Here is an 11,089-nt window from a genome sequence, read left to right as displayed (position 1 = left end):
TTTCTATGTCGTTTTATGAAAGTTTGCCTCTTGCGGCCCTATTTGCATTCTATAAGATCTTTTCGCTTTTTCCTTGTCTTTTTAAGTTTAGAAATAATTAAAGATCCTGATAAAACCTAGCTCCATCAGCGCATTTTTCTGTGTAAAAAAATATCGTGAATAAAGCTTGTTTTACTGGTTTCCTCAAGTCATTTCGTGTATAATTTTGCAGCCCCTCTAATTAAGCTCCGAATTCCCACTCGGTAGTCTTAATGCGGAAATTAAAAAGATTTCTGTTTGGTAAAGAGACCGGGATATTCCCGGGTAGTTTTAAAGGATTGATATCCTTCAAAAAAGGGTTTTTTGATGAAAACTTATGTTGCCAAGCCGTCCACTATTAAACGTGACTGGTTTGTTGTTGACGCAGCCGGAATGACTCTCGGCCGCCTCGCTACTGAAATTGCTTTACGCCTTCGCGGCAAACACAAGCCCGAGTACACCCCGTTCATGGATACCGGTGATTACATCATCGTAATCAACGCTTCCAAGGTTAAGGTTACCGGCAATAAGGCTACTGACAAGATGTACTATCATCACACCGGTTTCCCTGGTGGAATTAAGTCAGAGTCTTTCGAGAAATTGATTGCTCGCAAGCCTGAGCAGGTCATCGAAACTGCCGTTCGCGGTATGCTTCCGAAGGGACCGTTAGGCCGTGCTATGTTCCGCAAACTCAAAGTATATGCTGGTGAGACTCATGAACATGCAGCTCAGCAGCCTCAGGTTTTAAAGTTTTAAAGGAGCAATAGCAAATGGCTGTAAATCAGTATTATGGTACCGGACGTCGTAAGAGTTCAACTGCCCGCGTTTTCATTAAACAGGGTACCGGTAAGATGGTCATTAATGGCCGTTCTTTAGAGCAGTATTTCGGTCGTCCTACTTCTCGCATGATTGTTGCTCAACCTTTAGAGCTTTTAGATGTAGCCGATAAGTTCGACATTTACGTTACCGTTATCGGCGGCGGTATTTCAGGACAGGCCGGTGCTATTCGTCACGGCATTACCCGTGCTTTGATGGAATACGATGAGAGCTTCCGTCCCGCTTTACGTAAGGCAGGTTACGTTACTCGTGATGCCCGTAGCGTTGAGCGTAAGAAGGTCGGTCTCCATAAGGCCCGTAAGCGTCCGCAGTACTCCAAGCGTTAATCGTTTCGTACGGATTGTGTTTCAAGACCCTTGTCGGAAAACCGGCAGGGGTTTTTTATTTTGGGCGCTCTTAATATAATTACAAGAAAAAACAGGAGCAAAACCATGCAGCGGATGAGCAGTTTTAACCCTTATATTTTTAAAGCCTTTTATGATTGGCTTATTGATAATGAAATCACCCCGCATCTTTTGGTAAACGCTGAAGTAAAAGGGGTTCAGGTTCCTCAAAGTTATGTACGCAACGGAAAGATCGTTTTGTCCATTTCTTCCCGTGCCGTAAGAAACTTTTCAATTGATCAGAAAGATATTTCTTTTTATGCCCGCTTTAACGGACAGGATGAGTTTATCGTAATTCCTTACAACGCAATGCTTGATTTAATTGCCGTTGAAAATGAAATTCGTTATCCGCTTGAAATGTGGCTTACCCCCGATCCTGAGGATGAAGAGGGTGAGCAGGAAGAGTCTGATGATAACGATAACGTCGTAGGTTTTTCAACCGTTGATGATTCAACTGATGAGACGGATGAGCAAAAGGATGAAGGGGAAAAGAAAGACAGCGGACCTTCGTTTACGATTTTAAAGGACGATTAATTTTTTACGGATAAATAAAAAGGCCCCGCGGGGCCTTTATTATTTTTGAGATTCAAGCTTAACGCGCAGTGCCTGCGATAACCCAAAGTGGAGCGGTTTCAATTAAGTGACCGTTGATTTGGATATCACCGGTAAGACCGTGAAGTACGTCGGCTTTATTCTGGTTAAGATTGTTTAAATTAAATGCAGTGTTAACGCTGTCATAAGCGGTAGCGAAAATTCTTTGAACTAACGCATTGGCTTTTGGCATGGCGTTAAAGAGAGACTGCTTAATCGGAGTATCGGTAAGCATCCAAGGACTGTCGCCAAGGTGAGCGCCGCTCATCGCGATTTCAAGAGATGAGTTGTTAAGGCCAGGATTGCTTGAAGCCGTCAGATAGACAGGCATGGAGCTTGGGAGCTTGGTTTTAACTGCGGCAGCTTCCATGGCATTAGCGTTAATGTAAGCGCTGTCTTTACCTGAAATCGGGCAGTTGGTAACTGAGGTACCGGCATCGGTTACGGTTTCAAAAGAGCATACGGTAGCGTTTTGATGCTTAACTTTGCTCCATAACTGATTAAAGCCCTGAGCCGCGCGCTGGTTCTTTGCCGCACTTGATGCGAAAATCACAGGATCCTGACGGTTGTCACGCATCATTTTGGCAGCGGCAAGAGCACCTTCGTAATCAGGGCTTAAGTCAAAGTACCAAATATTGTCAGGAATAGCTTCAACCTTGTTGTAGACGATAGCGGGGATCTTGGTGCCGGATGCAATCAAATCAGATACTTCAGGCTTTAATACGGCGCCTAAAATAAAGGCGGTGCCTTTTTGATTGGCGGCATTAATGATTTGATCCATAGTCAAAACGTTGCTGTCGTAGAAAGTAACGTTGACCTTTTCAGAGCGATCTTTTAAAGCAGCCAAAATACCGAGCTGGGCTGGTTTGCCGACCATTTCGACAAAGCGTCCGCTTAAAGGAAGGATTACGGCGACTTCATCTCCGTTTTTAAGTTGCGGTAAAGCGCTGCTTGCTGCAGAATCGACCGCCGGAGCTAAAGTCTCAAGAGCTGCGGATCTTGCGTTTATAAGCTGATTTAAAGGATGTGACGGATATTTGTCGGCAAACTGATTTAACAGTTCTTGCTTGGCGCCGCGGTTTTTTGAGCTGTCGATGATGGCATACTCAAAATATCCGCTGTCAAGAGGATCGGTAGCGCGCTCAAGCTCAAGCGACAGATCGTTTTGACCTAAAAGCTCAAGATTTTTGACGGTTTCGTTTAAAACGGTTTTTTTCGAGTCATTATCAACCAAATCGACTAAGACTTTCTGGCTTTCATAAGCTTTAAGCAGATTGTCTTTGTTGCCGGTCTGTTTATAAAGGTTGCCTTGTACTCTTGAGTTTAACTGATGGTAGTAAGCTTCAGCCTGCTTTGGCAGGGTTAAAGCGTTGACTTTTTCAAGAGTTGATGCAGCTTCAATTAAATTGTTTTCATTAACGTTGATTAAAGCCGAGACTATTTTGGCTTCATCCTGCTGCAACGGGGTAATGGCAAGTCCGTTTAAGTCTGAAACGATTGCTTTGGCGCTTGTCAAATCACCTGAGGTGATATAGCTGCGGGCAAGCAGAATCATCGCCTGATATTGTGAGTCGGTATCCGAGGTGTTAACGAGCTGACGATATTGGGCAGTGGATTGGGTTAAAGGTCCGAAAGCAGTGTCAGTACTTAAGCCGGTTTTTGCGGATTGCATTGCGCAGGAACTTAAGAAAACGGCAAGTGCCGCACTTAACGCGCAAACCCTTATCGTATGAACGAAAGAATGATTTTTCACGATATTTTTCCCGATGATAAAACTTTTAATATTATAAAATATATAGGTAAAAAATGCTGATCCTTTTGAGAAATAACAGGAATTTTAGATGTTAGAGAGTGCGCTTTATATTGTCCCGACACCGATTGGCAATATGCAGGATATTACGCTTAGGGCTATAGAAGTTTTAAAAAACACTACTTTGATTGCCGCCGAGGATACTAGGCATTCAAAATTATTGCTTGACCATATCGGGGTAAAAGGCACGAGAATGATAAGCTGCCATGACCATAACGAAGAGCAGCGCGTTGAAATTATTAAAAACGAAATCGAAAAAGGCGGATCGGTCGCTTTGATAAGCGACGCCGGAACCCCCTTGATTTCAGATCCGGGTTATAGGGTAGTGTCTTTGTGCGCAAAGCTTAACGTCAAGGTGGTACCGCTCCCTGGCCCTTGCGCCGCTATTACCGCGCTTGAAATGGCTGGACTTCCGACTGACAGCTTCCTTTTTGCAGGTTTCTTGCCGGTAAAGGACAAAGAGCTTAGGGAAAAAATTTCGACTTTAACGTCAAATTCAGTTACTACCGTCTTTTATGAAGCGCCAAGACGCGTTAAAAACACCGCAAAAGTGATGGCTGAAATTATTCCCGAGCATGATATATGCGTCTGCAGGGAGCTTACCAAAGCCTTTGAGTCAGCGTATCGCATGAAGGTTAAGGAATTACCCGCCTTTTTAGAAGAAGATGATAATCGTACTCGCGGTGAATTCGTTTTAGTAGTGGGACCTGCTCCTGCAAAAGAAAATGAAGAGGTGGATGAAAAGGTAGTTAAAGCACTTAAGAGCCTTATTGAGACGTCTCCCGTAAAAGCGGTGTGCGCTTCTTTATCCGAGCTTACCGGAATTAACCGCAACCGCCTTTATGATATAGCCTTAAAGCTTAAATCAAACTCGTAAATTAAGGCATATATGATATAATTTGCCGCAAGTCAGCCGGGCAGTCGCTGCTGTGCACGCGTGTTTTAACATACGGTCACAGGGGAGGAAAGTCCGGGCTCCATAGGACAGGGTGCCAGATAACATCTGGGAAGCGTGAGCTTACGACCAGTGCAACAGAAAGTAAACCGCCGGAACTTGTTTTCGGTAAGGGTGAAATGGTGTGGTAAGAGCGCACCGCGTTTTTAGCAATAAAAACGGCAGGGTAAACTCCACCCGGAGCAAGATCAAATAGGTCTCCATTTTGTGTGGTCCGCACCGGAGACGGGTAGATTGCTTGAACCGATGAGCGATTGTCGGTCTAGATGAATGATTGCCGCTGCTTTGCAGAACAGAACCCGGCTTACAGGCTGACTTGCTATTCTCTACAGGCAAGAAACCGCATATATTTGCGCTTTGTTGCTTAGTGCCTATTAATTGCATTAAAGATGCATTTTTTCTTTAAATGATTATAATTTTTAGCCTGTTTAAGTCTATAATTGCCTATTCATCTATTTCTTTTGTTTGTGCTTATAAATGAAAACTGTCGATATATTTAAATATTGTGCTTTAAGCGCCGCTTTTATGTTGGGACTTCAGCAGGCGGCAGCTTCCCCTTCAATTCCTCTTTACGATAAATCCTTTTCTTTCGTAGACGCAAGTCCTGCCGCCGTGTCTTCGTATCGTGATACTTACATGCAGGCAAAGCAGGCATTTAAGGACGGTGATTTTGAAAAAGGCCGTGCTTTGCAAAGTTCATTGCCTAAAGACTATCCGTTAAATTTATGGCTTGATTATTTTTATCTGTCCCGTGAGCCGTCAACTGCAAAATTTAACGACGTGATGCGCTTTATTAAGGAAAATAAGCAGCAGGAGCTGTCACGCCTTTTGCGCAACACTTACGTTCATTATTTGGCAAGCCGCGGACAATATACGCTTGTCGATAAGCTTTTGCCTAAAAAGCCTTTTGATGAGAACGCCAAGCTTACCTCTTCGCAAAAAGCTTTGATGTGCCGTTTTTATGAAAGCAAATGGCAAAACGGCAAAGGAAGTGAGGATGCGGTTGCTTTTGCCTCAAAACTTTATCTGCAGCTTGGCCGTCAGCCGAGCGACTGCAACGGTTTGTTCGCTATTTGGAACAGTCGCGGTTATTTAACCGACAGAATCAAGCTTGAGAAGTTTGAACGCGCTTATATTCAAAAATCATATCGCCAGACTACAAATTCCTTAGCTTCATCTTTAAGATCTTCTTCATTTGCTTCGCGTGTTAACGAGCACATGAAGTATTACTCAGATCCGTTAAGTATTTTTGATTCGTTAAGCGTGAATTCAAAAGCCGACAAGCGAATTGCCGTACTTGCGTTCAAGCGCTTTGCCAAACAAAACCCGAGTAAAGCAGCAAATTTATATTCAACTTTCGTAAGCCGCTTTAAGCCAAGTGAAATCGAAGCTATCGACATTAAGAAAATTCTTGCTGAAAACCTTTTATCGCGCGGTCGTCCTTTATCTGACGTTAAATTGGTGGACAAAAATCTGCCTGCGGTAGGCTGGACGGAAAATATCAAAGAGCAGCGTTTGCGCAGAGCCATTTGGTTCGGTCAGTGGGAGACTGTTTATAAACTCCTCCAAAGCATGAATAAGGAATTTGTAAGTCAGACCAATTGGAAATATTGGCTCGGTCGTTCCGTCTATGAATTAGGTCATAGATCAAAAGGCCGCGAAATCTTAGCCGAGGTCGCGACCGATCGCAGTTTCTTCGGCTTTTTGGCTGCACAGTTTTTAGATGAGGATCTGCCGTTTAACGAACAAACCATTTCAAGATGGGTGTCATGGCCCGGCACAGTGGAAGACGATCCTGCGGTGATTCGTTTCTTTGAACTTTACGGCATGGACGACGGCGATGCCGTGTTTGAATGGCGTGAAATAGCCAAGAATTCAGATGATGACGTGGCGATGCTTATGGCCGAGTGGGCATTAAGACAGGGAAATACCGCTTATGCCATCGACAGCGTCGTGAGCTCCGGACGTTGGGACGCTTTGGCTTACCGCTTCCCGATTGTTTATTTTGACATCTATAAAAAGCAGTCCAAAGAGCAGGGCGTTTCTTTATCTTTCATGTACGGAATTTCTCGTCAGGAAAGTATGCTCAATCCGTCAATTCGTTCTCCCGTAGGCGCTGTCGGTCTGATGCAGCTGATGCCGGGAACGGCAAAGATGGTTTCAAGACAGAGGTCATGGAACTATAACGGCACGCAGGATTTGGTGATCCCGTCAAACAATGTGCGTTTGGGGGCGGCTTACCTTCGCGATATGCTTGATAAATTCGGTAATAATCGTATCTTGGCAGCAGCAGCTTATAACGCAGGTCCTGGTCGTGTCGTGCGCTGGGAGTCAAAAGACGGTATTAAGCGTGATGCTGCAATGTATGTAGAGAATATTCCTTTTGCCGAAACACGAAAATATGTGCAGAACGTACTTTTGTACGATGCAATTTATCAGAAACTGTTGACCGGCAAGGAAGGAGCTCTGCTTTATGCCAATGAAATCAACTACAATTATTAAAATTAATTTCTTTTAAAATCATGTAGTTAAAATATTTTTTTAAAGATGGTGTTTACAATAAGAAAAATTTTGATATTATATGCGCCATCAATTCGTTGCCCAGGTGGTGGAACTGGTAGACACGCTACTTTGAGGGGGTAGTTCGCGAGAGTGCGGGTTCGAGTCCCGCCCTGGGCACCATTCAGAAGAAGACCTCATAGCAGGTCTTTTTTATTGTCCGTCTGGTTAGTTAAAGCTAACTTTATCTTGTTTTATAAAAGCTCTTTTGCTTAATGCTATTGTGATAAGTGCTGCAGATAAAATCTGAAGTGATTGTTTAGTATTGCTAACATGATAATATAGTTTATTACAGATTAATTAATTTGTAATAAAAGGTGTAAACATGGCAAATATAACAGTTAGTGTACGAATAAATGACAAAGTAAAAGAAAAATCACAAAAGATGTTTGAGTCTTTAGGACTTGATTTGTCAACAGCTATTAATATTTTTTTACATAAGTCCTTAATGGTTGGAGGATTGCCGTTTAAAGTAGCTTTTGATGTGAATGATTTTGATGATCGCCTTAGTGAAAATTTTAAAGAAGAGCTTCGATATCAAGCACGAAAGTCTTTTGCCGAGATTAAAAATTCTGATGTAAAGCCGATGAAGACGGAAGGTGAAATCCATGAGGCTTTAAAGAAAGTTTAAATATAAAGTACATTTTGATTACAAATTTTTAAAAGATCTTAAAAAGATAAAAAACGTCATTATGATCTTTCTAAGTTGGAAGAAGTCATTAATTTATTGGACTCAGGAGAGGAATTTCCGGCTAAATATTTTGATCATGCTATGGTTAATATGAACGGGATACGAAATTGTCATATTAAGAAAAATTGGGTCTTGTTCTATTTGAAAGATGCCGTTTCATTGATTTTGCTGTGTTTACGAACCGAAACTCATGACGATTTAGGTATTTAAATCAGAGAAAAAGCGGTTAATGTTATTTATCGGTTTGTTTGTTATTTGCTTTGATTCTTTTAAGAGCAGTAACTGAAGCATAAAGATTTAAAAGGGTTGTTATAAAACACATCAAGGCCGAAACTTTAAACATTAAGGCAATGCCTTGTGACAGTTCTTCGATATAGGAGTGAATCTGAGTATCCGAGCTTATCATCGCGTTTAAGATAAGAGTCATTACCGCCATGGAAATTGCCATGCCTGCGGTACGGACTAATGACTGCAGGGACGAGGCCAAAGCATATTGCGTGCGCGGCACCGAGCTCATGACGATATTGGTATTGGGCGGAGAGAAGATGCCGGTACCGAATCCCGTTATAAATAAAAGTACGGCAATCACATAGAGCGGGGTGCTTACTTTAAGGAAGGTAAAGCCGACAAAACCTATCGTAACTAATACCATTCCGCATACGGTTAGGATATGAACGCCAAAGCGTCTTGTCAAAGATGCGCTAAGCGATGAGCCTACAAGCATCATAACAGGCTGGGACATTAAGATAAGTCCGGTAAAGGTCGCGTTGTAGCCGCAGACAATCTGCAGATGCAAAGACAAAAGCATTGCGATGGCAAAAGTTGCGATGAAATTTAACATTGAAATCGCGAGTGCCAGCGAGAAATCAGTGTTTTTAAGTACGCTTGAAAGCGGCAGCACCGGACGGTTGGCTTTTTGCTCGGCAAGCAGGTACAAAACAATAAGCGCGATGCTTACGCAGATAAAAATAAGAGCGTAATGATTAATGTTAAGCGATGAAACGGTTAAAAGAGAAATAGTCATCGCCGTAAAACATAAGATCATTCTTATTAAAGGAAAGCCGTGCGCAATCGGCTCGTCCGACGGTACTTTTAAAGCTAAAACATAGCCGATAGCCTGTCCTATAGCGCCTAAAACAAAAATCTGTTCCCATCCGACAGTGTCGGAAATGACACCTGATAATAAAGGAGCGATGGAAATTCCTGCGTAAACGGATGAAACCACGAAGGCAAGGGCCGATGCTCTCTGCTCTTTTGCCGTTCTGTCGACGATTAAAGCCATGCCGGTACAAAACGGTAGAGCAAAAGCGATTCCCTGAAAGGCTCTTAATAAAATAAGCGTAAAGAAATTAGGGGCAAGCGGAATAATAACGGACGTAATCGCGGCAAGGATCGATCCTGCGCGGTAAATTGTCGCATATCCTTTGAAATTGGCAAGCGCCGTAGCCGGAATTAAGAAGGCCGCCGAGGTTATCATGAAGGCGTTTATCACCCAGGTTATATTATCGGGAGGAACGCCGTAATCTGCGGCAATAAAGGGCGTAGCTACATTTATGGCATTACCCATAAAAGAGCTTAAAAAACTGCTGATGCAGACTGAAAACAGCAGTGCGTTATAGGTTATACGCATTTTTCTTGCCCGTAAAAAGATTGTGAAAATTACCGCGATACTTTAAATATTGTAATGGAAAAGGCAGAAAAGAGCTTTTGCGCTGATGTAATTTTAAACCTCGGGCTAGAGCGCTCGAGGTAGATGAGATGCTAATCTTCCTGAGAAGAAGCTGTGGAGTCCGTTTCGTTTCCTTCATTAACGGATAAGATTTTTACTTCCCAGATATAAGGCAATCCGGTCATTGAATTGGATACGTTCCAAATGCCGGGGAATACTTCAAAATCAATATAAGCTCTTACGGTATCGCCTTGCTTGAGTCCTGGCAAAATTGAAGCAAAAGGATTGTTTTTGCCTAAATTACTCATTAACAGTCTGTCATTTAACATATAGCTGTGGACTTTTAAATCCAAAGTCAAAAGCTTGGCTTCAATCTCGACTTCGCTCTTGTCATTGATTACAGGTGCGTCTTTGCTGCCGTTTTCAAGCTTTATAATCTGAATTCCTTTTACGACTTCTTTGATGCCGGGAATTTTGGCAACGGCATTTAAGTACTCACGGGCGATGGTGCGGTTGCTGCCGACAATTGCCTGCTGGTTAATCGGATCTGCTGTATAAGTACGGTTTTCCCTAAAGGTACAGGCAAGGCCTTTGTCGGTAAGAATAATAGGTTTTTCTTGAGCGCAGAAATCACCGATGACATCAAGGGTATCTTTTTGATCTTCTTTTTTAGGATCGGGACGGTAAATTAAAGTATCACCTGGTAGGCAAAAGCCTAAATTGTCGCTGTTGTCGACTTTACAGGTGGCAGGAAGCCTGTCAAGCAGTTTAACTTCAGTGTTTACCGTACGGTTTTGCATTGTCGGTGCGTTATTTCCGGTATCTTGATTTTCGACTTTGTTGCAGGAACATACTGCAAGTATTGATATCAAAGAAAAAATAGTAATTTTTTTGAACATTTTGTTACTCTTAAATTAAAAGATATTTTGCTTTTGTTAATTATTGCCTTTGCCGAAAAGATTTCAACATTTTTTGAAATTACGCTTCTGTTAAGAAAGAGTTTTTTCAAAACGGAAAAAATATTGTCCGACTTCTTTATCCATTCCGCCAACTTCTCCGTTTTTTACATTCGGATCCCGGTGAGCAGGATTAAAGAATTCAACAATATGAAAACCGCATTTATTGACATAAAAATGGATATTTCTTTTGTCAAAATAAGGCGTGTAGGTTTCCCATTTTTTAGTTTGAGGAAACATTTTTTCTAAGCTTTGCCAAATATTAAGGCCTAAACTTTTGCTTTGGCAATCAGGTTTAATGTAGAGCAAATCCAAATGATTAATATCGGTTTGTTCATTGATGACGACAACTGCACCGCCGACGATTTTGCCATTCTCTGTTGCAAAGAAAATTTTTGCACCTTCCGTTGAGAAAGACTGCTCTATATCTTTTCTTGGGAGAATGGTTTTAGGACAAGGACCGAATTCTTTCTCATAGCTTTCCTGAAATGCTTTTTGAATATCGGATATGAAGGTTTCCTTGTCGTTGCAGGGAATAAGGTCCATATGGAAAATTTTATAAAAGAACCTGAAATTTACAGTCTAGGTAAAAATCGGATTTTTTATTTTTCTTATTCGGT

10 protein-coding genes, 1 tRNA gene, 1 other RNA gene and 1 pseudogene are annotated in these 11,089 nt (G+C 42.1%); 9 read left to right on the top strand and 4 right to left on the bottom strand.

What is annotated here, in order from left to right; translation table 11 throughout:
• Nucleotides 1–345: 345 nt before the first annotated feature.
• From rplM to QZ019_RS07465, 3 genes are all read left to right on the top strand, one after another.
• Nucleotides 346–774, top strand: coding sequence for a 50S ribosomal protein L13 (gene rplM / locus QZ019_RS07475; RefSeq protein ID WP_009143457.1), 429 nt, complete (start codon nucleotides 346–348; stop codon nucleotides 772–774).
• Between the two features lie 14 nt (nucleotides 775–788).
• Nucleotides 789–1,181 (top strand): 30S ribosomal protein S9, encoded by a 393-nt coding sequence (gene rpsI, locus QZ019_RS07470; RefSeq protein WP_294566837.1) that lies wholly within the window; start codon nucleotides 789–791, stop codon nucleotides 1,179–1,181.
• A gap of 114 nt (nucleotides 1,182–1,295) precedes the next feature.
• The gene (locus tag QZ019_RS07465) at nucleotides 1,296–1,772 is read left to right on the top strand and encodes a ClpXP protease specificity-enhancing factor SspB (protein WP_295483787.1); all 477 of its coding nucleotides are present in this window, start codon (nucleotides 1,296–1,298) and stop codon (nucleotides 1,770–1,772) included.
• A gap of 58 nt (nucleotides 1,773–1,830) precedes the next feature.
• Here QZ019_RS07465 and QZ019_RS07460 read toward each other — a convergent pair whose 3' ends face one another.
• The gene (locus QZ019_RS07460) at nucleotides 1,831–3,582 is read right to left on the bottom strand and encodes a penicillin-binding protein activator (protein ID WP_295483784.1); all 1,752 of its coding nucleotides are present in this window, start codon (nucleotides 3,580–3,582) and stop codon (nucleotides 1,831–1,833) included.
• An 88-nt stretch (nucleotides 3,583–3,670) separates the two neighbouring features.
• On the opposite strand from QZ019_RS07460, the gene rsmI reads away from it, so the two are divergent.
• From rsmI to QZ019_RS09905, 6 genes and pseudogenes are all read left to right on the top strand, one after another.
• Entirely contained in the window at nucleotides 3,671–4,516 is an 846-nt protein-coding gene (rsmI, locus tag QZ019_RS07455) for a 16S rRNA (cytidine(1402)-2'-O)-methyltransferase (RefSeq protein ID WP_295483781.1), read from the top strand.
• 28 nt (nucleotides 4,517–4,544) lie between these two features.
• An RNA gene (rnpB, locus tag QZ019_RS07450) (RNase P RNA component class A) lies at nucleotides 4,545–4,917 on the top strand.
• Between the two features lie 202 nt (nucleotides 4,918–5,119).
• On the top strand, nucleotides 5,120–7,096 hold the full coding sequence (locus QZ019_RS07445) for a transglycosylase SLT domain-containing protein (protein WP_295483778.1): 1,977 nt from the start codon (nucleotides 5,120–5,122) through the stop codon (nucleotides 7,094–7,096).
• 97 nt (nucleotides 7,097–7,193) lie between these two features.
• Nucleotides 7,194–7,276: transfer RNA gene (locus QZ019_RS07440), tRNA-Leu, on the top strand.
• Between the two features lie 202 nt (nucleotides 7,277–7,478).
• Complete coding sequence (locus QZ019_RS07435; RefSeq protein ID WP_295483776.1) at nucleotides 7,479–7,784, top strand: type II toxin-antitoxin system RelB/DinJ family antitoxin; 306 nt, start codon at nucleotides 7,479–7,481, stop codon at nucleotides 7,782–7,784.
• A gap of 60 nt (nucleotides 7,785–7,844) precedes the next feature.
• Nucleotides 7,845–8,054 (top strand): annotated as a pseudogene (locus QZ019_RS09905) (type II toxin-antitoxin system YafQ family toxin); the annotation flags it as partial.
• Nucleotides 8,055–8,076: 22 nt separating this feature from the next.
• Here QZ019_RS09905 and QZ019_RS07430 read toward each other — a convergent pair.
• From QZ019_RS07430 to QZ019_RS07420, 3 genes are all read right to left on the bottom strand, one after another.
• Nucleotides 8,077–9,474 carry an MFS transporter gene (locus QZ019_RS07430; protein ID WP_295483773.1) on the bottom strand — a complete coding sequence of 466 codons (1,398 nt, stop codon included), beginning with the start codon at nucleotides 9,472–9,474 and terminating at the stop codon, nucleotides 8,077–8,079.
• Nucleotides 9,475–9,605: 131 nt separating this feature from the next.
• Nucleotides 9,606–10,412, bottom strand: a complete 807-nt coding sequence (locus tag QZ019_RS07425) for a hypothetical protein (RefSeq protein ID WP_295483770.1) — start codon at nucleotides 10,410–10,412, stop codon at nucleotides 9,606–9,608.
• Nucleotides 10,413–10,502: 90 nt separating this feature from the next.
• The gene (locus tag QZ019_RS07420; protein ID WP_295483768.1) at nucleotides 10,503–11,015 is read right to left on the bottom strand and encodes a GNAT family N-acetyltransferase; all 513 of its coding nucleotides are present in this window, start codon (nucleotides 11,013–11,015) and stop codon (nucleotides 10,503–10,505) included.
• Between the last annotated feature and the right edge of the window lie 74 nt (nucleotides 11,016–11,089).

This window comes from uncultured Succinatimonas sp., from assembly GCF_905203285.1.
Taxonomy (GTDB): domain Bacteria; phylum Pseudomonadota; class Gammaproteobacteria; order Enterobacterales; family Succinivibrionaceae; genus Succinatimonas.
The sequence above is the reverse complement of the archived record's forward strand: the minus strand, read 5'-3'. Positions and strand labels throughout refer to the sequence as shown.

What these genes read in the sequence shown, in the direction of transcription:
- QZ019_RS07465 (WP_295483787.1), top strand. Translation starts at nt 1,296, where the DNA reads ATGAGCAGTTTTAACCCTTATATTTTTAAAGCCTTTTATGATTGGCTT.
- QZ019_RS07445 (WP_295483778.1), top strand. Translation starts at nt 5,120, where the DNA reads ATGTTGGGACTTCAGCAGGCGGCAGCTTCCCCTTCAATTCCTCTTTAC.
- rplM (WP_009143457.1), top strand. Translation starts at nt 346, where the DNA reads ATGAAAACTTATGTTGCCAAGCCGTCCACTATTAAACGTGACTGGTTT.
- QZ019_RS07430 (WP_295483773.1), bottom strand. Translation starts at nt 9,474, where the DNA reads ATGCGTATAACCTATAACGCACTGCTGTTTTCAGTCTGCATCAGCAGT.
- QZ019_RS07435 (WP_295483776.1), top strand. Translation starts at nt 7,479, where the DNA reads ATGGCAAATATAACAGTTAGTGTACGAATAAATGACAAAGTAAAAGAA.
- QZ019_RS07425 (WP_295483770.1), bottom strand. Translation starts at nt 10,412, where the DNA reads ATGTTCAAAAAAATTACTATTTTTTCTTTGATATCAATACTTGCAGTA.
- rpsI (WP_294566837.1), top strand. Translation starts at nt 789, where the DNA reads ATGGCTGTAAATCAGTATTATGGTACCGGACGTCGTAAGAGTTCAACT.
- QZ019_RS07420 (WP_295483768.1), bottom strand. Translation starts at nt 11,015, where the DNA reads ATGGACCTTATTCCCTGCAACGACAAGGAAACCTTCATATCCGATATT.
- rsmI (WP_295483781.1), top strand. Translation starts at nt 3,671, where the DNA reads ATGTTAGAGAGTGCGCTTTATATTGTCCCGACACCGATTGGCAATATG.